The sequence below is a fragment of the Pedobacter sp. UC225_65 genome (genome assembly GCF_042698365.1).
In the GTDB taxonomy this organism is placed as follows: domain Bacteria; phylum Bacteroidota; class Bacteroidia; order Sphingobacteriales; family Sphingobacteriaceae; genus Pedobacter.
The window spans coordinates 1547790-1566355 of record NZ_CP170550.1 but is presented as its reverse complement, the minus strand read 5'-3'; the positions used below and the strand labels follow the sequence as shown (position 1 = coordinate 1566355).

26 protein-coding genes and 2 pseudogenes are annotated in these 18566 nt (G+C 37.5%); 11 read left to right on the top strand and 17 right to left on the bottom strand.

Annotated features, from left to right (window positions below; genetic code table 11):
• Positions 1 to 275: 275 nt before the first annotated feature.
• The 3 genes and pseudogenes from mtaB (at position 276) to ACFJIZ_RS08290 (ending at position 3659) form a co-directional block, all read left to right on the top strand.
• Positions 276 to 1600, top strand: a pseudogene (mtaB, locus tag ACFJIZ_RS08300) (tRNA (N(6)-L-threonylcarbamoyladenosine(37)-C(2))-methylthiotransferase MtaB).
• Between the two features lie 112 nt (positions 1601 to 1712).
• Positions 1713 to 2867, top strand: a complete 1155-nt coding sequence (locus ACFJIZ_RS08295) for a prolipoprotein diacylglyceryl transferase (RefSeq protein WP_379092169.1) — start codon at positions 1713 to 1715, stop codon at positions 2865 to 2867.
• A gap of 3 nt (positions 2868 to 2870) precedes the next feature.
• The gene (locus tag ACFJIZ_RS08290) at positions 2871 to 3659 is read left to right on the top strand and encodes an inositol monophosphatase family protein (protein WP_379092167.1); all 789 of its coding nucleotides are present in this window, start codon (positions 2871 to 2873) and stop codon (positions 3657 to 3659) included.
• Between the two features lie 137 nt (positions 3660 to 3796).
• Here the strand turns inward: ACFJIZ_RS08290 and ACFJIZ_RS08285 are convergent, their stop codons facing one another.
• The 4 genes and pseudogenes from ACFJIZ_RS08285 to ACFJIZ_RS08270 form a co-directional block, all read right to left on the bottom strand.
• Positions 3797 to 4348: a NifU family protein gene (locus ACFJIZ_RS08285; protein WP_379092164.1), complete on the bottom strand. Its 552-nt coding sequence runs from the start codon at positions 4346 to 4348 to the stop codon at positions 3797 to 3799.
• A gap of 146 nt (positions 4349 to 4494) precedes the next feature.
• Positions 4495 to 5840: pseudogene (gene purB, locus ACFJIZ_RS08280) on the bottom strand (adenylosuccinate lyase).
• A gap of 132 nt (positions 5841 to 5972) precedes the next feature.
• Complete coding sequence (locus ACFJIZ_RS08275) at positions 5973 to 6191, bottom strand: hypothetical protein (protein WP_379092161.1); 219 nt, start codon at positions 6189 to 6191, stop codon at positions 5973 to 5975.
• Positions 6192 to 6291: 100 nt separating this feature from the next.
• Entirely contained in the window at positions 6292 to 6495 is a 204-nt protein-coding gene (locus ACFJIZ_RS08270) for a hypothetical protein (protein WP_379092158.1), read from the bottom strand.
• A 280-nt stretch (positions 6496 to 6775) separates the two neighbouring features.
• Between ACFJIZ_RS08270 and ACFJIZ_RS08265 the strand changes: the two genes are divergently transcribed.
• The 7 genes from ACFJIZ_RS08265 (at position 6776) to ACFJIZ_RS08235 (ending at position 10400) form a co-directional block, all read left to right on the top strand.
• Positions 6776 to 7342 (top strand): RNA polymerase sigma factor, encoded by a 567-nt coding sequence (locus tag ACFJIZ_RS08265; protein ID WP_379092154.1) that lies wholly within the window; start codon positions 6776 to 6778, stop codon positions 7340 to 7342.
• A 1-nt stretch (position 7343) separates the two neighbouring features.
• Positions 7344 to 7742 carry a hypothetical protein gene (locus ACFJIZ_RS08260; protein ID WP_379092151.1) on the top strand — a complete coding sequence of 133 codons (399 nt, stop codon included), beginning with the start codon at positions 7344 to 7346 and terminating at the stop codon, positions 7740 to 7742.
• The gene (locus ACFJIZ_RS08255) at positions 7726 to 8424 is read left to right on the top strand and encodes a S1C family serine protease (protein WP_379092148.1); all 699 of its coding nucleotides are present in this window, start codon (positions 7726 to 7728) and stop codon (positions 8422 to 8424) included. The genes ACFJIZ_RS08260 and ACFJIZ_RS08255 overlap by 17 nt, the downstream gene beginning before the upstream one ends.
• A gap of 76 nt (positions 8425 to 8500) precedes the next feature.
• The gene (locus ACFJIZ_RS08250) at positions 8501 to 9184 is read left to right on the top strand and encodes a DUF72 domain-containing protein (protein ID WP_379092145.1); all 684 of its coding nucleotides are present in this window, start codon (positions 8501 to 8503) and stop codon (positions 9182 to 9184) included.
• On the top strand, positions 9154 to 9423 hold the full coding sequence (locus tag ACFJIZ_RS08245) for a hypothetical protein (RefSeq protein WP_379092142.1): 270 nt from the start codon (positions 9154 to 9156) through the stop codon (positions 9421 to 9423). Before ACFJIZ_RS08250 ends, ACFJIZ_RS08245 begins: the two co-directional genes overlap by 31 nt.
• A 56-nt stretch (positions 9424 to 9479) precedes the next feature.
• Positions 9480 to 10115, top strand: a complete 636-nt coding sequence (locus tag ACFJIZ_RS08240; RefSeq protein WP_379092139.1) for a peroxiredoxin — start codon at positions 9480 to 9482, stop codon at positions 10113 to 10115.
• A gap of 87 nt (positions 10116 to 10202) precedes the next feature.
• Positions 10203 to 10400, top strand: a complete 198-nt coding sequence (locus ACFJIZ_RS08235) for a cold-shock protein (RefSeq protein WP_379092136.1) — start codon at positions 10203 to 10205, stop codon at positions 10398 to 10400.
• Between the two features lie 71 nt (positions 10401 to 10471).
• Here the strand turns inward: ACFJIZ_RS08235 and ACFJIZ_RS08230 are convergent, their stop codons facing one another.
• The 13 genes from ACFJIZ_RS08230 to ACFJIZ_RS08170 all read right to left on the bottom strand — a co-directional run bounded on the left by ACFJIZ_RS08230 (position 10472) and on the right by ACFJIZ_RS08170 (position 18004).
• Positions 10472 to 10789: a hypothetical protein gene (locus ACFJIZ_RS08230; protein WP_379092133.1), complete on the bottom strand. Its 318-nt coding sequence runs from the start codon at positions 10787 to 10789 to the stop codon at positions 10472 to 10474.
• Positions 10790 to 11004: 215 nt separating this feature from the next.
• Complete coding sequence (locus ACFJIZ_RS08225) at positions 11005 to 11496, bottom strand: hypothetical protein (protein WP_379092130.1); 492 nt, start codon at positions 11494 to 11496, stop codon at positions 11005 to 11007.
• A 41-nt stretch (positions 11497 to 11537) separates the two neighbouring features.
• Positions 11538 to 11768: a hypothetical protein gene (locus ACFJIZ_RS08220; protein ID WP_379092127.1), complete on the bottom strand. Its 231-nt coding sequence runs from the start codon at positions 11766 to 11768 to the stop codon at positions 11538 to 11540.
• A gap of 84 nt (positions 11769 to 11852) precedes the next feature.
• Entirely contained in the window at positions 11853 to 13478 is a 1626-nt protein-coding gene (locus tag ACFJIZ_RS08215) for a DUF2723 domain-containing protein (RefSeq protein WP_379092124.1), read from the bottom strand.
• Positions 13479 to 13580: 102 nt separating this feature from the next.
• On the bottom strand, positions 13581 to 13772 hold the full coding sequence (locus ACFJIZ_RS08210; protein ID WP_379092121.1) for a hypothetical protein: 192 nt from the start codon (positions 13770 to 13772) through the stop codon (positions 13581 to 13583).
• Positions 13773 to 13782: 10 nt separating this feature from the next.
• A complete protein-coding gene (locus ACFJIZ_RS08205) occupies positions 13783 to 14592 on the bottom strand; it encodes a hypothetical protein (protein WP_379092118.1) in 810 nt (269 codons plus the stop codon).
• A complete protein-coding gene (locus tag ACFJIZ_RS08200) occupies positions 14547 to 14759 on the bottom strand; it encodes a hypothetical protein (RefSeq protein WP_379092115.1) in 213 nt (70 codons plus the stop codon). The genes ACFJIZ_RS08205 and ACFJIZ_RS08200 overlap by 46 nt, the downstream gene beginning before the upstream one ends.
• A gap of 10 nt (positions 14760 to 14769) precedes the next feature.
• Positions 14770 to 14976 carry a hypothetical protein gene (locus ACFJIZ_RS08195; RefSeq protein ID WP_379092112.1) on the bottom strand — a complete coding sequence of 69 codons (207 nt, stop codon included), beginning with the start codon at positions 14974 to 14976 and terminating at the stop codon, positions 14770 to 14772.
• Positions 14936 to 15118 carry a hypothetical protein gene (locus ACFJIZ_RS08190; RefSeq protein WP_379092109.1) on the bottom strand — a complete coding sequence of 61 codons (183 nt, stop codon included), beginning with the start codon at positions 15116 to 15118 and terminating at the stop codon, positions 14936 to 14938. Before ACFJIZ_RS08190 ends, ACFJIZ_RS08195 begins: the two co-directional genes overlap by 41 nt.
• Positions 15099 to 16049, bottom strand: a complete 951-nt coding sequence (locus ACFJIZ_RS08185; RefSeq protein WP_379092106.1) for an aspartate kinase — start codon at positions 16047 to 16049, stop codon at positions 15099 to 15101. The genes ACFJIZ_RS08190 and ACFJIZ_RS08185 overlap by 20 nt, the downstream gene beginning before the upstream one ends.
• Positions 16049 to 16852 (bottom strand): DUF3298 domain-containing protein, encoded by an 804-nt coding sequence (locus ACFJIZ_RS08180; protein WP_379092103.1) that lies wholly within the window; start codon positions 16850 to 16852, stop codon positions 16049 to 16051. The genes ACFJIZ_RS08185 and ACFJIZ_RS08180 overlap by 1 nt, the downstream gene beginning before the upstream one ends.
• Positions 16849 to 17316 carry a GNAT family N-acetyltransferase gene (locus ACFJIZ_RS08175; protein WP_379092100.1) on the bottom strand — a complete coding sequence of 156 codons (468 nt, stop codon included), beginning with the start codon at positions 17314 to 17316 and terminating at the stop codon, positions 16849 to 16851. The genes ACFJIZ_RS08180 and ACFJIZ_RS08175 overlap by 4 nt, the downstream gene beginning before the upstream one ends.
• 1 nt (position 17317) lies before the next feature.
• Positions 17318 to 18004, bottom strand: a complete 687-nt coding sequence (locus ACFJIZ_RS08170; protein WP_379092097.1) for a YggS family pyridoxal phosphate-dependent enzyme — start codon at positions 18002 to 18004, stop codon at positions 17318 to 17320.
• A 162-nt stretch (positions 18005 to 18166) separates the two neighbouring features.
• Between ACFJIZ_RS08170 and ACFJIZ_RS08165 the strand changes: the two genes are divergently transcribed.
• Entirely contained in the window at positions 18167 to 18562 is a 396-nt protein-coding gene (locus ACFJIZ_RS08165; protein ID WP_379092094.1) for a DUF4296 domain-containing protein, read from the top strand.
• Positions 18563 to 18566 lie beyond the last annotated feature (4 nt).

Sequence of the window (18566 nt, the reverse complement as noted above, 5' to 3'; positions counted from 1 at the left end):
AATGTTCCTAGGTATGTCACCCTGAGCTTGTCGAAGGGTAGTTTTGAGAAGTTTTAGAAATGATGTTTTTAGAAAGTGTCTTCGACAGGCTCAAACTGACAAGATGTTAGTTTAATAGTTTATTGGGCTATCAAACTATCGATTTTACGGTGTCTATTCGCTAATAACGAAAAACTAGCAACTAACAACCAATTCTAATATTCTTGTAAGGTTTCCAGTTCCGCTCAAATCTACTGTCTTAATACTCGTAGCAAATTCTTATCTTTGCATCCTCAATGAAAAAAGTTGCATTTTATACACTTGGCTGTAAGCTGAACTTCTCAGAAACCTCAACCATTGGTCGTTTGTTTACCGATGCAGGTTATGCTGTGGTTGAATTTACAGCTGCTGCAGATGTATATGTGATCAATACTTGTTCTGTAACAGACCACGCCGACAAAAAATGTCGAAAAGTAGTAAAAGAAGCACTGAAATATTCGCCTAATGCCTACATTACCATTGTGGGTTGTTATGCACAGTTGAAACCTACAGAAATTGCCGAAATAGAAGGTGTTGACATGGTTTTAGGCGCTGCCGAAAAATTTAGGATTGTCGAATTTATTTCAGACCTGACCAAAAATCCGAAGGCAGTTGTTCACCAACAAAACATTGAAAAAGTAAACCATAATTTTATTGCGGCCTATTCTATTGGCGATAGGACCCGTACTTTTTTGAAAGTTCAGGATGGTTGCGATTACCCATGTACCTATTGTACCATTCCTTTGGCACGTGGTGGAAGTAGGAGCGATACCATTGAAAATGTGGTCAATCGCGCTACGCAGATTGCCGCAAGTGGGGTGAAGGAAATCGTACTTACAGGCGTAAACCTTGGCGATTTCGGTATCCGTGAAGGTAAAAGACAAGACAAGTTTTTTGATTTGGTTAAAGCATTGGATGAAGTTGAAGGCATTGAAAGGGATCCGGATTTCTTCTATTGAACCCAACTTGTTGAGCAACGAGATTATCGAGTTTGTAGCTACTTCTAAAAGATTCGTACCTCATTTTCATATCCCATTACAGTCTGGATCTTAACAAGATTTTGGGCTTGATGAAAAGACGTTACCAACGCGAATTGTATACCGAACGTGTGGCAAAGATCAAGGCTGTAATGCCCAATTGCTGCATAGGCGTAGATGTAATTGTTGGTTTCCCAGGCGAAACACACGACGACTTCTTGGATACTTATCAATTCTTAAACGAATTGGATATCTCTTATCTACATGTGTTTACCTATTCAGAACGTGAGCAGACCGAAGCCGCAGAAATGAAAGGCAAAGTTGCTGGAAGTACACGGTTTGACCGAAACAAAATGTTGCATATCCTTTCCGATAAAAAGAGAAGAGCCTTTTATCAATCGCAGATTGGAACTACTGCACAAGTACTGTTTGAAGACGACCAGAAAAATGGATTTATGCATGGTTTTACCAAAAACTATGTGAAAGTGAAGGCCAAATATGATCCAATCATGGTCAATGAGCTTAAAGAGGTGAAATTGGTTGAGCTTTTGGCAGATGGAGAAGTTGAAGTGGCCGAACTAGAGACCTTGGTACATAGCCATTGATCTTTAGGCTTGATTATTCATTACCATCAACTCCAAACTCTGAACTTTTGACTTAAGACTCTCAACTTTTTCCTTTCAGCTTTCTTTCCTATCTTCGCCTAAACTTTTTACTATGTTTCCTACCGTTTCCCATTTCTTAAACTATCTTTTCGGCATTGATGTGCCACTTCCATTTAACACCTTTGGTGTTTTTGTTGCCTTGGCCTTTGTGGCTGGTTATTGGGCTTTCTCTGAAGAACTAAAAAGAAAAGAAGCATTGGGAGTCTTGCATCCTACAAAAAGAAAAGTAACCATCGGCGAACCAGCACATATTGTTAGTTTGTTGACCAATGCTTTTTTTGGGTTTATTGTAGGTTATAAATTGATTTATGCCTTGCTGAACTATAAACTGTTTGTAAATGATGCGCAAACGGTATTGTTGTCAACAAAGGGAAATATATTAGGAGGTATCGCCTTAGCTGCATTGTTTGCCTATTGGGAATACAGAGAAAAAGAAAAAGCTAAACTTCCTAAACCTAAAACAGTAGAAGTTACCATTCGTCCACACGAATTGATGAGCAATTTGATTGTTTGGGCAGCAGTTTGGGGCTTTTTAGGGGCTAAAATTTTTGACAATCTTGAACATTGGGATAGTTTTATCCAAGACCCGATCGGAGGACTACTTTCATTTAGCGGTCTGACTTTTTATGGAGGTTTGATCTGTGGTGGAGCTGCTGTTCTTTATATCGCCAAGAAAAATGGAATAAAGCCATTACACATGTTAGATGTAGGCGGACCGGGAATGATGTTAGCTTACAGTGTGGGCCGTATCGGCTGTCATTTGTCTGGAGATGGAGACTGGGGTATCGTAAACCTTAATCCAAAACCATTTAGTTGGTTGCCAGATTGGTTATGGGCTTATACCTATCCAAATAACGTGGCCAATGAAGGTGTTCGGATGGCCAATTGTGTAGGTAAATTTTGTAATGAACTGCCACAACCGGTATATCCAACACCAATTTACGAAGTCATCGTTGCCTTTATCTTGTTCCTGATTTTATGGAAGATCCGTCGTCAGATCAATTTGCCAGGTATGATGTTCGGTATCTATCTGATGATGAATGGTGTGGAGCGTTTCTTTATCGAATTGATACGTGTAAACTCAAAATATGTAGTAGCAGGCATCCCATTTACACAAGCAGAGCTGATTTCTACCATCTTATTCATTTGTGGACTATTGCTTGTTGTATTTTCGATCAAGAACAAAGAGAAGCATGCAAACTACTAGCCGATGAATTACGAATTATTATGCTCAAAAGTAATCGCGATTACCCGCTTAACGGGTAATTTTATCCGCAAGGAATCGATGTCTTTTGAGGCTAAATCGATAGAATATAAAGGTTTAAACGACCTGGTGTCGTACGTAGATAAAAATGCGGAAAAGCAATTGGTAAGAAACCTGACCAAATTGTTGCCAGAAGCTGGATTCATTACCGAAGAAGAAACGGCCAATGTGATCGGCAAAACTTTTACCTGGATCATTGACCCTTTGGATGGAACTACTAATTTTATCCATGGTATTCCAACCTATTCGATCAGTATTGCATTATATGAAGAGGGGCAACCTGTGATTGGTGTAGTGTACGAAATCAACAGAGGCGAAATGTTTTTTACCTATAAGGGAGGAGCGGCCTACTTGAATAACAAAGAGATCCGTGTTTCAAAAGCAACAGATCTTTCGCAATGTTTGCTGGCTACCGGATTTCCTTACTACCAATTCGATAAACAACCGCAGTACATTCAATTGTTTACAGAAATGATGCAGAAGTGTCATGGATTAAGGCGCATTGGCTCAGCGGCCGTAGATTTGGCTTATGTGGCCTGTGGCCGTTTCGATGCTTACTTCGAATACAACTTAAACGCTTACGATGTTGCTGCTGGGGCTTATCTGGTACAGCAGGCCGGTGGTACCATTTTAAATTTTGCTGGTGGTGAAGAATTTTTAGAAACTCGGGAGGTTTTAGCGACCAATAGTTTGGTTACCGACGAGATTTTAGCGACAATCAAAAAATATTTTTAATTGCCTTGGTTCGTGTTTACACGAACCAAGGACAAAATCAATAAAAAAAGTCATAACCAACGGTTATGACTTTTTTTATTTCAATTGAACTAATGAACTAATGAACTAATGAACTAATGAACAATTGAACCACTCAACTAAAGTGCTTCAGAAACTACTTCTTTCACCTCTGGTACCATTCTTTGTAATAAATTCTGGATGCCTGATTTTAAGGTGATGGTAGATGAAGGACAACCACTGCAAGAACCTCTCAATTCTACCGTTACTACACCCTCATCAAATGATTTATAGCTGATTGCTCCACCATCTTGTTCTACTGCTGGACGCACGTAGTCATGTAGGATCTGCTGTATTTTAATTTCTAGGTCGCTACCTTCAAAATTTGGAGCTTCCTCAGCTGTATTTTCTTTTATCTTTAACTCTGATTCGACTGCACCCTTTACAAATTCCTTTAAGATGGCTTCGATATCAGCCCATTCTGCATCTTCAGTTTTGGTAACCGTAACAAAGTTACTGGCAAAAAAAACGCCATTTACAAAGTTGAATTTGAACAGTTCTTTAGCAAAAGGAGAGTGCTCGGCACTTTCTTTCGTTGCAAAATCCTCACTGCCATTGATCAAAAGTTTATTGACCATAAACTTCATGGTAGCAGGATTAGGGGTTAGTTCTGTATATACGTTAATCGTCATGTCTCTAATTTTATGCTACAAAAATAATTAATTCAATTGCCAAATGTAGCTAAGGGTTGTCTGTTTTAGGTCATTTATAAAATGATGCCCTTCAAACCCATCATTTACAACTTAAAACTTGATACTTAGAACTTATTACTTACAACTTAAAATATTCCCGTATAATTAAATGGAGTGATTAGTTTCAACTCTGCTTTAATTTGCTCGTTCACATCCAATTCATCAATAAAAACAGCCATGGTCTGTGCCGTAATTTTTTGATTGGTACGTGTCAATGCTTTTAACGCCTCGTAAGGATTTGGATAAGCTTCACGTCTCAATACTGTTTGGATGGCTTCAGCAACCACAGCCCAGTTATTTTCAAGATCTGCTGCAATGGCTTCATTATTCAAGATGATCTTGTTCAGACCTTTTAAAGTAGAGCTTATTGCAATAACCGTATGCGCCATTGGAACGCCAACATTTCTTAATACAGTCGAATCTGTGAGGTCTCTTTGTAAACGAGAAATTGGCAATTTGGCAGCGAAGAATTCAAACAAGGCATTGGCAATTCCAGCATTTCCTTCCGCATTTTCAAAATCGATAGGGTTTACTTTATGTGGCATGGCCGAAGAACCAACTTCACCTTCTTTTATTTTTTGTTTGAAATAGTTTTTAGAAATATAGGCCCAAATGTCCCTATCTAAATCGATAATGATGTTATTGATCCGTTTTAAGGCATCACATTGTGCCGCAAACTGATCGTAATGTTCTATCTGGGTAGTGTATTGCGCACGACTTAAACCTAAAATGTTATTTACAAAGTTGTTCGAAAAATCTACCCAATTGGTTTGAGGATAGGCAATATGGTGTGCATTAAAGTTTCCTGTTGCCCCGCCAAATTTAGCACTATTGGGAATGTTTTTTAAGTTTTGCAATTGGACGTTTAAACGTTCGGCAAAAACCATAAATTCTTTACCCAATTTGGTTGGCGATGCCGGTTGGCCATGTGTATGCGCCAATAAAGGTACATTTTCCCATTCTTTGGCTAGTTCGGTTATTTTTGCAATCAGTTCTGTAATGGCAGGATAATAACATTCTTCGAGCGAAAGCTTAAAGGTATAAGGATCGCTGTGTTGTTGATATCTTGAGAAGTTAAGCCAAAATGGATAAACTCTTTATAAGGCTGTAGGTTCAGTTCATCAAATTTTGTCTTGATGAAATATTCTACAGCTTTTACATCATGATTGGTAATGCTTTCGGTGTCTTTTACCTGTTGTGCATCAGTATCGTTAAAATTTTGGTGAATGGCCCTAAGCTGGCTGTATAGGTTTTTATCAAAAGACTCCAATCCTGGAATTTGTGCTTCACAAAGTGCGATGAAATATTCGATTTCTACAAAAACCCGATATTTGATCAAAGCAGATTCAGAAAAGTAGTCGGCAAGTTTTGCAGTTGTCTTTCTATAACGGCCATCTACTGGAGAGATAGCTTGGAGCGGGGATAAGTTCATTGGATTGAAATTGATACAGCCGCAAAGTTAACATTTATCAGGCATTTATGGTAGTTAAACCCTGATAAAAAGGGTAGGAAACAAAAAAGTCCCAACAAATTGCTGAGACTTTTTTATAAGTTTTACTATTAACTAGTGTTTTGCTGCTGCTTTAGTTGAATCTGCTGCTGTTTTAGCTGAATCTACTGCTGCTTTAGCTGTATCAACTGCTGCTTTAGCTGAATCTACTGCCATGTTAGCTGAATCGATTGCTGCTGAATCTGCTGCGTCTGCTTTTTTCTCAGAGTTACAAGCTACAACTGATAAAGATAATGCTAAAGCTACAAAGCCTAATTTGAAGAAATTTTTCATTTTAATTTTCTGTTTAAATAATTAATTAATTTTACATGTTAATACTGCAAAGTTAAAAAGGTAACCCGCAAATGTGAAAAAAAGTTAAAATAATTTTCGTTTAGTGCTTTTGCTGTACTGAATCGGTCTTTTTAATGGTTTTATTTATTGCCGAAGTGTCTCTTTTTAAGGTATCTAAGGTCAAAGAGTCTACTTTATTCGAATCTATTACCACTGCTTTGGGGCTTCCACCAAAAAATTGACATGACGATAAAGTTAGCATAAATGTAAGTGCCAAAAGGCTAAACCTGAATAAGTTTTTCATAAGTTCTGTGTTTTAAGATTTTAAATTGATGATTGTCGTTTTTAACTTAATGCAGAAAAAATAAAAAGGTGACCTGAAATATATATTTAATTTTTAGAGGTTACCATTTGCCGTTTTGAGGTATTAACGGGTGATATTTTTGTAGGGAAGAGGATTGAATTAACGGAACTATTTTTGTGGTATCGCAAAAGGAAACAATCATAGAAAACGTCATTTTAAAACAAAAAATATTTTTTTTGCCTATCATTGGGTTACCATTCACGTTTAAATGTATTAATTGGTGAGTATTAAGTTAAGCAGTTCAGTTCCAACAGATAGAGAAGTAGTATTAGGTATACTTAACAACTCAGAAGAAGCGCTAAATAAGTTGTATACGGGGTATTTTCCGATGGTTTTACAATTTATATTGAATAATAACGGTGATGAAGACGATGCAAAAGATGTGTATCAAGAAGCCATCATTGTATTATATAACAAAATAAAAAGCGGCAATTTTGAGCTCAGCAGTAAATTAAAAACCTATTTGTATTCGGTAAGCCGACGCATCTGGTTAAAAAAATTAGCACAGCAGAGTAAAAAAACTAATAACATCGCCGATTTTGAAGATGTTTTGGCCGTTGATGAAGATGTAGAGCAGCATGAACAAAAAGACATGCAGTTTGACAAGATGAAGGTGGCCTTAGAAAGTTTGGGCGAACCTTGCAAAACGATAATACAGGATTTTTATATCCATAACCTATCGATGCAGGACATCTGTGAAAAGTTTGGCTATACCAATACAGATAATGCCAAAACACAGAAATACAAATGTTTACAAAGATTAAAGAAGTTATTTTTTCAATCATAAAATGAGGAACGAGATACAATTAGAAGCGATTATTGAAGATTACTTAAATGGTAAGCTTAATCCTGCTGAGCAAGCGGCTTTTGAGCAATTGAGAAATAATGACCCAATTGTTGACCATAAAGTAGTTGCCCATAAGGTGTTTCTAGAATCGATGAAACAATATGCCGATGTTTTAGTGTTGAAACAACAAATGGATGCAGCACATGATGGAATTGATGTGGCCTCGTTAAGCGCGCAGGTTAAACCACATTCATCAAGAATTGTTAGGTTTTGGCAAAACAGCCGATCGGCTATTGCTGTGGCTGCTTCATTTTTGATCTTGGTAAGTTTAGTGGTTTTAAACCAGAATAAACAAGAAGGTAGTTTCGAAGCCTTAAATAGAGATGTATCTCAGAATTAAAAAATCGCAAAGTAGTTTGATCAGAGATATTAAGGCCAATTCGCAGAAAACAAACATCACCCCAGCAAAATACGGGGGTTCTGGTTTTGCCATTTCAAGCAATGGTTATGTGTTAACCAATTTCCATGTCATTAAAGGTGCAGATTCTATATATATCCAAAATAGCAAAGGTCTTTCTTTCAAGGTTAGGATGATCTATTCAGATGCTGTTAACGATATTGCCATCTTAAAGGTTGTTGATCTTGGCTTCCGTAACCTAGGTACCCTGCCTTATGGTATCAAAAGAACAAGCGCTGGAATTGGCGAGGCTGTATATACCTTAGGTTATCCAAAGGATGATGTAGTTTTAGGAGATGGTTATGTAAGTTCTAAAACAGGCATCAATGGTGATACTTTAGCTTATCAGGTTGCTATTCCTGTAAACCCTGGTAACAGTGGTGGCCCATTGTTAGATAACAATGGTAACATTGTAGGGGTCATCAACGGCAAAGAGAATAAAACAGATGGTGCTGCTTTTGCGGTAAAATCAAGATACATCATGGAGGCTTTAAATGCAATTCCTCAAGATTCGCTAAGTAAAAGAGTAGCCTATGGCAAAAGAAGCTCTTTACAAGGTTTAAAACGTAATAAACAGGTAGAGAAAATACAGGATTACGTTTTTATGGTTAAAGTATATAATTAACTCTAAATAATTATAAATTTGAAAGCCCTGAAACTTTAACTAAGTTTTGGGGTTTTTCATTTATAAATACTTTAATATGGAATTTGGTAGAGTTGCCGAAGAAGAAATCAAAAATATTGATTTTACCTTGCCTGCTGATGGCGAACAAACAACCTTAACTTTAAAAGGACTCAAACCTGTAGCTCAACCAGCATATTATGTAGGTTGTGCCAAATGGGGCAGAAAGGAATGGAAAGACCTGATTTATCCAAAGAAGACCAAAGAAGCAGATTTTTTAGGTGAATATGTAAAGCACTTTAATTCGATCGAGTTGAATGCGGTATTTTACAGTATACCAAAGGAAGAGCAGATCTTAAAATGGAAAGAAATGGTGGCAACCAATACCAAGGCTGATTTTATTTTCTGTCCTAAATTTTCAAGGACCATTACCCATATCAAACGGTTAAAGGACACCGATTATTTGACAGACGAATACATCAAGGCCATTTCTGCTTTTGGTGAATATCTGGGCCCATGCTTTTTGCAAGTGAGTGATAACTTTGGACCAAATAACATAGCCATTTTGGAAAACTACCTCGAAAAACTGCCGAAAGACTTAAAGGTATTTGTAGAGGTACGCCATAAGGATTGGTTTATTGGCGAAAACAAAAAACAACTTTTTAGCTTATTGGCGAAGTTGGGAAAGGAGCTGCCATCACTGATGCCAGCGGTAGAAGGGATTGCGTACATATGGAATTGCCAACACCAGCAGCATTTGTAAGGTTTGTAGGGAATGGCGGTAAATATTTAGATTCTGATAAAGCTAGAGTTGACGAATGGGTGGTTGGAATCAAAGAATGGTTAGAGAGGGGGCTAGAACAAGTATATTTCTTTTTGCACCAACATGATGAAGCGGATACACCATTGATCGCTGATTATACCATCCAAGAATTCAACAAACATTTAGGTAGCGATTTGTCACGGATAAATTTTATTACACCAGATAAGGGATTATTCTAATCGAGTTTTTGTAACTTCAAACTATCTATAAATTTTATTATTTAAAACAATTGACCATGAGTTTAAGACTTGGAGATACCGCACCAAACTTTAAAGCTATAACTTCTATCGGAGAAATAGATTTTTACGATTATCTGGGCGACAGTTGGGGCGTATTATTTTCGCATCCTGCAGATTATACCCCTGTTTGCACCACAGAATTAGGACGTACAGCCTCTTTAAAACCTGAGTTTGACAAAAGAAATGTGAAGGTTTTGGCATTGAGTGTCGATTCTGCCGAATCACATCAGGGTTGGATCAGTGATATCAACGAAACACAACAGACCAATGTAGAATTTCCAATCATCGCAGATGAGGATAAAAAAATCGCTGATGCCTATGATATGATTCATCCAAATGCATCGGAAACAATGACCGTTCGTTCATTGTTCGTGATCTCTCCCGACAAGAAGATCAAGTTGATCATGACCTATCCAGCTTCTACAGGAAGAAATTTTGTTGAGATCTTGAGAGTGATTGATTCGTTACAGTTAACAGCACAATATAGTGTAGCAACACCTGCTGATTGGAAAGATGGCGAAGATGTAATCGTCATGAATAGCATCAAAACAGAAGATATCCCTGAGCGTTTTCCAAAAGGACATACGGTAATCAAGCCTTATTTAAGAACCACACCTCAGCCCAATAAGTAATTTTAAATAATTATTTCATTTCAAATTTTTTGTAATTAACTTTAATTAAGTAACAGTTAAATAAATTATCAATACAATTACAGTTTTATGAATACCGGAAAAGTTAAATGGTTCAACACCCAAAAAGGTTATGGTTTTATTGTTTATGATGGCAATAAAGAAATTTTTGTTCACTTTAAAGATGTAGAAGGCGGAATTGAAGGGATTAAAGAGAATGATGAAGTAGAATTTGAAACCGCCGAGGGTAAAAAAGGCCTACAAGCAGTAAAAGTTAGAAAAGCTTAATTCGGTATACATCAAATTTCAAATAAAAAAGCCCTAGATTTTATATCTAGGGCTTTTTAGTTCAACCTAACCTAACCTAAGCTATTGGTGAACCGTGTTTCGTAAACTTTAAGTTGTTCTTTTAGTGTTTTACTTAAAGCCTGCTGATTGTTGATATCTGCTACTTGATCTAAGCTTTGCAGCACATAAAGTCCTCTTCTGATGTCGTTGATAAAAGCACGTTGTTGTGTAGGCTCTAAGGACAGAATATAATCAAATTCTTGTGCAAGATAGGCAGAGGTGTTCTTAACAATCTGGGTTGCCCTACTTTCATCTTTCAGATAAAAAAGGTTCTGCGCCAGAGAAATCTTACCTAGCGTATCAGAAATGGATGAGTTGGTAAGGGGCAATTTTTTTAAACTTTTATTGATTACTTCTTTAGCCTTGTCAAGTTGGTTGCTTTGGATCAGGTTTGAACTTAACGTATTGGCATAGTTCCACGTACCCTGTAAAACACGTCTGCTTTCCGGATCCTAGGTATTTCGCAGTTTTAAAACCATCCAATTCAAAATCTTGATAATGCTGATAAGCCAAAGCTGTATTGGTCTTATCTATTTTATCAACTTTAGGACTCTGGTTTGAGTGGAAGTAAGCGGTAAGCAAAACCTTCTTGATATAGATATTTTTCTAGTCCGATGTAAGTATCTTCAGAAACACCTACTGAAAAATAGATGGGTCTCTTCCAATTATTGGTAGCGATGATATCAAGCATGGCCAACTCACTTTTAAATAGGTGTTTTTTCTTAAAGTTCCATTCCAGTTGCGTTGCTATTTTATCTTTATTTACAATGTCAACTGTTTTGGTGGCAATGATCTGGTCTGCATTGATGCTTAGTTTTAGTTTTTGGGCAGGCATAAAGTTCTCGAAACTACCATCATTCATCTGTATCTTGTCTTCACGGTTATCTGAAGTAAGTACAGCAAGCAGATCACCAAGCTCTACACTGTCCTTGATCCCATAATCGTAATAAGGCAGATAATCTCTGGTTCCATCTTTGTATTGGCTATGTTTCATGCTAATAGGTAATGGAGCCGAAAGGTTTTGCTGTCTTTTCATCTGATCGATATAAGCGCTGGAAGAAAGGAACTGCAAACATACTACCCTAACATCGGTACGGATCCTTCAACTTCTTGGGCATACCATAATGGGTAGGTATCATTATCAGCATTTGTAAACAAGATCGCATTAGGCTCACAGCTATTGAGGTAGTTTTTGGCCATATCTAAGGCAGTCGTCTTTCCGCTTCTGTTATGGTCGTCCCAACCTTGTACAGCCATCAATACAGGGGCAATCAATAAGCAGGTAGCCGAGGCAACCACTAGGCTCATTTTATTTGAAGAGATACGAGCCATAAGACTCTTTCACCGCCAATACCCCAATTCCAATCACAATGGCAAAGGCATAAAAAGAACCTACATAGGCATAATCGCGCTCTCTAACCTGCAAGGATCTTGGTTGATATATAAAATAATCGCTATACCAGTGCAAAAGAAAAGTGTAGCTACCACCAATGCGTCTTTTCTGTTTTTTCTAAAGAGGTAACCAATACCTAAAAGACCTAAGATAAAAGGAAGACCATAAAATAAATTATTACCTGCATTTTTGGTAATGCTTTCTGGTAATTTGCTTTGGTTACCTAAATGCAGGGCATCGATAGGTTTGATACCACTTACCCAGTTTCCTTGATGGATGGCACCTTGTCCCTGTTCGTCATTTTGTCGGCCTATAAAATTCCAAGAAAAGTACCTCCAATACATAAACCCCATTTGGTAGCTGTTAAAAAATCCAACGTTTTGCCAAAAAGTAGGGGTTTGTTCGTCACCTAATCCCATCCAGCTTTTATAAAAATCTATATGTGGTTGTTTGTCGCTATAGGTTCTAGGGAAAAATGTATTGTTATCATATATCGCTTTATAGGTCTTTCCATTGATTTCATATTTATTGCCCTCTTTGCGATAAGTTAAACCCGTTTCTTTGCTATCTACTACTTTCGAATCGAAAAACTGACCATATAACAATGGTTTTTCCTCATATTGCTCCCTACTTAAGTAACCGTATAAAGACATTGGGGTATCTGGACTAGAAAGATTGATGTTGGGTTTGGCATTAGATCGGATAATGATCATAAAATAAGAACTAAAGCCAAATAGTACCAAAGCGAAACACAATAGACCCAAGTTTAGACGATATAATTTCTTTTTGATGCTATAATAGATAGCATAGCCAAAGCCTGCAAATAGCACCAAAAGGAATAGGAGGGCGCCAGTGCCAAAGTCCATTCCGAATGAGTTGACAAACAACAGGTCTGTTTTTGCGGCAAATAAAACGACATATTGGATTACCCCAAATTGTACGATACCTAATAAGAAACAACCTATTAAAAAGGCTTTTGTTGTACCCCAAAATGTGGGCTGATTCGTTTTTCTGAAATAGTAGACCAAGCTAATGGCCGGAATGACCAATAAGCTTAAAAGGTGCATGCCAATGGAAAGTCCGATGACCAAAGCGATAAACAATAGCCACCTATCGTTCATCTGTTCCTCCCATTTTAGAATGGCCCAGAATACAATGGCGGTACATAAAGTAGAAATGGCATAAACTTCGGCCTCAACCGCCGAAAACCAAAAGGTATCGGAGAAGGTGTAAGCAAGCGCACCAACAGTACCAGCGGCAATGATGCTCCAGCTATTTAAGGCAGATAGGTTTTCTGTAGTTCTTTTTACAATTTTAAGCGCAATGGCATTGATGCTCCAAAATAAGAATAGCACCGTAGCCGCACTAGAAATTACAGAAACAAAATTTACCCAATAGGCAATCTTAGCGGTATTGTTTCCCGCCAGGAGCGAAAATAATTTACCGATCATCAAGAACAATGGCGCACCAGGTTGGTGACCAACTTCTAGCTTGAAAGCAGCAGCTATAAATTCTCCACAATCCCAGAAACTGAGTGTGGGTTCCATGCACAACCAATACACAATGGTGGCAAAGAAAAAGATTACAAAACCAGAAATGGTGTTGATGCGGTTGAATTTCTTCATGAGATGAGTTTTAGGGTCTACTCAAAAATACCTCATCGCTTACTGCTATGCTGTTAAAAGATGTTAAAGAATGTTAAAAAAGAAAAGCCAAAGAAATGAAAATCAATAATATTGGATGATCTTGGCTTTGATTGCCAAATAGCCGTTAATGGTTTGAGTAAAGAGGATAAAATGGTCTTTACTTGGGCCGATTTTGTATTTTTTGACCAAGTTTTCAGCTTTTTCTGGAAAATTTCGAACAATTACATTTCCTTTTAGGTCCTTTTCCTTTTTTAGTTCGTTTAAGCTGATCAAAGATTCGATTTTAAAGAATCCTGCCCAAAAAATCTGGTTTAATCTCAGTTGAGCAATATAGTTGACTTTGTTGGTGTAGTTTTTCTAATCCAAAGCGTGCAGCGATGAGGTTAAAAGCACCACTTTTTAAAAGCGCAACATCAGGCTCATATAAATATCCTGTAGGTTCGTTTGTGCTGAGCTTGATCTTTGTTTTGAGTTCGCTGATCGGGAAGGAAAAGGTCTTGATATCCTCATTAATGGTAGCACAAATGATTTGGGTTTCGCCATCGTAATCTTTATCAATTACCCAAAGCAGTTCTTTGCACTCATTCTTCACACTTACAATATGGATTTCGCTTACATTTTTGAGTTCACTTAAACCCGCACTGATATCTAAAAGTGGTGCAGTTTTGATGATGATCCGCTGTGCCTTGGCTAAAAATAGATCCAAATGTTCGGTAACATCCGGTGTGCAATCTTTTAACCTGAAAACCTTATTGCTATTGCTCCTCCTAGCGGGGTCTATGTAGATGGTGTCAAACTTTAAACTAGTGCTTTTAAGGAAGGCGATGCCATCTTCTGCTAGGCAATGTATATTGTTGGTATTGAATACACGTACATTATGTGCCGAAATTGAAGATAATTCAGAATTGATTTCACAACTGTATACTTCGTCGACCTTTTTAGAGAAAAAATAACTGTCGACGCCAAAACCTGCGGTCAGGTCTATCAATGTATTGCCAATGGCTAAACCTGCCTTATAAGCTGCTGTAGGTTCAGAAGAACATTGCTCTATCGATAAAAGTGCAGGGTAATAGATCCTTCTTGATTGAACCAAGTTGGTAGTTTATGGATGGATTTTTTCTTGGCGGCAATCTGCCCTGCCAGTTCAGCCGCACTTATACCTTCGAAGATTGATTTAGCCAAAGCGATTTTGTTTACATCAACATTCAAGTTTGTGTTGATATATTCTTGTATCGGTCTAGCTAAAAGTTCTTCATTCATCCAAATTCACTTAGTTGACTGTCTGGGTCTTATCTTTCATTACAATTTGGCAAGTATGTCTACTTTTTACTTCCAGCAATACATCTTTGTTTACAATCACGCGGTCAATGGTTTGTTGGTTGTAATAACGGATAGTAACCAATTCCAATCCCTTATTGTATTTCACTTTAAAGGTTTCAGAGAGGTCTTCTATCAACTGTTTGATCTTTCGTTTCATCGTTGTCTACACTTACCGAGAAGCTGATGGCAGAGTTCAACATGGTATTTACCTTTACTTTGTTTTTGTGAAGGATGTTGAAGATATGGCTCAAGTTTTCTTCAATGATAAAAGAGAAATCTTTAGGAAAGATCGAAATCAATACCTGATTCTACCTTAAAGATAAAGGAAGGTACGGGTAGGGGTGTTGCAATTCCGGTAATGGCAGTTCCTTCTATATCGGGTTGAAGAAAAGAACGCACATAAAGTGGAATGTTTTTATTTTGAATAGGTTTGATTGTCTTAGGATGGATTACCGTTGCTCCATAATAGGTCAGCTCAATGGCATCGTGATAAGACAGTTCAGCAATTTTCTCGGTTTCGTCAAACCATTTAGGGTCGGCATTGAGTACACCTGGTACATCTTTCCAGATGGTCATTGAAGCAGCATTTAAACAAGCGCAGAAAATGGCCGCAGAATAATCGGAACCTTCTCTGCCCAATGTGCTGGTAAAGTTTTCGCTAGTGCCACCAATAAAGCCTTGGGTAACCACAATTCCTTTGTCTAGATAAGTAGGAAGATGTTTTTGGATCTCTTGTTCTGTTTTGTCCCAAATTACGTTGGCTTCACGGTAATTGTTATCAGTTTTGATGTAGCTTCTGGCATCGGCCCAGATGGTAAAACTGCCAACCAGATTTAGATAAGCCGCTACAATTTTTGTAGAGACCAATTCGCCAATCGATACGATCTGATCATATAGGTAATCTGCACTATCGCTGGCTTCTTCTTCCAAAAGCCATTCAATTTCTACAAATGTATTAGCTACATCATCATAAATGGGATTTTTATGGTCTTCGAACAAAGCGGTGATGATCTCGAAATGGTAAGCTTTTACCTCTTCAAACAACTGATGTGCCTTGGCATCTCCATTGACGTGTGCCCATGTTAATTCCTCTAATTTATTGGTCATTTTCCCCATGGCAGAAATCACGATCAATAAATTGTTGGCAGGGTATTTTTGAACAATCTTCGCTAAATTTTTAACACCTTCTGCATCCTTAACCGATGCACCTCCGAACTTAAATACTTGCATTAATTTGATGATGTTAAAATGGTATTTGGTTTAGCGATCTCTTTTAAAGCCGAAAAAGGAATAACCAATTCGGTTGTGCCGAAGGCATAGGCCTTAATTTCGTAAGGATTGTAAAGAAACACAAGCCCTTTATCGCTTACATAAAAACTCTGTGCCAAGGCAAATATGCCTTTGTCGAAAAAGTATTTGTCTGCCAATGGTTCTGTTGCAGTTAATTTTTCATTCTTCCTGAAAATGCCTTCTGCAATGCTCAATAACTTAGGTTTTTGATTGACATCAATCAATGAGTCTAAGGTGATGGCTTGATTTGTTTTTGGATTGTAATTGAGATAAGAAATAGTGGTAATGCCATGTGCACCACCCGCATAATCAGAGTGCATGTATTGCATGGCAATGTAATCTGGGGTCTGTCTCAACACCTTAATGTCGATCTGTAAAAACCACCATTGGTGGGTATCCTTATTTTCGGTATAAAAACTATCGTAACCTTTAATAAAGCTATTTACAATTTCTTGGTAAGAACTAACCGATGGGTCTTCTTTTGAAAAATAATCAAGCACCTGTCTGTTCACGTAAGTGTTCAGCGATTGGTTTTTAAAGATTGGATATTTGATGCTGGCTTTTGCCGTATCACTGTTTTTATTGTCCTTGATGATGTTTTTACTGTAAACCTTTACAGAATCGTAGGTATAGGTCAACGTATCAACTTTCGTGTCGGTTGAAGCATTGGTGTCTTTTTTTTCATTGCGACAAGCAATCAACATGCTGGCGGCAACAATAAACAAGGTCAGTTTCTTTATCATAAGTTTTTTGTTTGTGCTTTAGAAAATGTAGCATTTAACCAGCCACTTTCTATGTAAGCGTTGTATTTGTTATAGAAATTGATGGCAGGTTCATTCCAATCTAATACTTGCCAGGTCATTCCATTATAATTATTGTCTCTGGCTTCTTCAATTACTTTTTCAAATAAGATCTTGCCCACGCCTTTGCCTCTGTAGGCTTCGGTTACAATAAAATCTTCAAGGTATAAACGACAACCTTTCCAGGTTGAGTATCTGGTATAAAATAAGGCAAAACCGATGATTACCTCATTTTCTTCGGCCACAAAAGCTTTCCATACGGGTTTTTCTCCAAAACCTGCATCCACAAATTCGGCCAAAGTAACAGTAACTTCTTCGGGTGCTTTTTCGTATAAGGCCAACTCATTGATCAGCTCTAATAAACGCACGCAATCTTTTTCAACTGCAACTCTTAAATTAATGTCCATTTTATGCTTTCCAGTGTTTAATTACCCTTTTGCCAAATATATTACTTCCAATCCTAACCATGGTACTTCCTTGTTCAATGGCAATCTGGTAATCCGAAGACATGCCCATAGAAATTTCTTTAAAGCTATCTTCTTTTCTAAAGAAACTAAGTTTAATGCCATCAAAAAGTACTTTCAGCTCTTGAAATTCTGCTTTTGTTTGTCCCTCAAGTGCCGTATTGGTGGCAATGCCCATCAAACCTACGATCCTTACATTTTTCAATGCTTCGAACTCTTCTGAACGTAGAAGTTCTATGGCCTCGTCAAAACCTAAGCCAAACTTGGTTTCTTCATCGGCAATATAGATCTGTAACAAACAGTGGATGATCCTATTGTTCTTGGTCGCTTGTTTATCAATTTCTTTTAAAAGTTTTAAGCTATCTACAGATTCGATCAGTTTGATAAAAGGAGCAATATATTTTACTTTATTGCTTTGCAGGTGTCCTATTAAATGCCATTCGATGTCTTGTGGAAGTTGTGCTTGTTTTTCAACCATTTCCTGCACCAGATTTTCACCGAAAACCCTTTGTCCAGCCTCATAAGCTTCTAGTACGGCCTCTGCCGGATGGTTTTTGGAAACGGCCACCAATTTAACCCCAGCCGTATCTAATTCATTTTTATATTTCAATAAGTTATCTGCAATGCTCATTTATCAGTATTTTTGGTAAAATTAACAACCTTAGCTCAATTTGACTAAGAAATAAGAAAGGTTTTATAAATAATGAAAAGATTTTTTGCCATCATGATATCTTGTATAGTGCTATATGGTTGCAGACCAGGTATTCCGAAAGAATGATACAGCCAGGATCAGATGAGTAAGGTATTGTTTGATATACACGTAGTTGATGGCTACATTACAACAATTTCGAACAGAGATTCGGCAAAAATAGTTGCCTCATCTTTTTATAAAGGTATCTATAAAAAATTCAGTATCGATTCTGCATTGTATGCCAAGAGTATGGATTATTATTATAACCATCCAGACGTTATGGAAAAGATCTACACAGAAGTAGAAAAAAACTTTGTAAAGGTGAGAGCAAAAAATGACAAAGAGGCAGAATCAGATTCTGCAAGAGAACAAGCAACAAAATTAGCCCGCGACAATCCAAGTATGGTCTTGAGGTTTTTAAGCGCCGAATACTTGCAGCCTAAACGAACAGAGCCACCTATGGATTCCAATCCATTTAGGATGGCTTTAACGAATTAATACA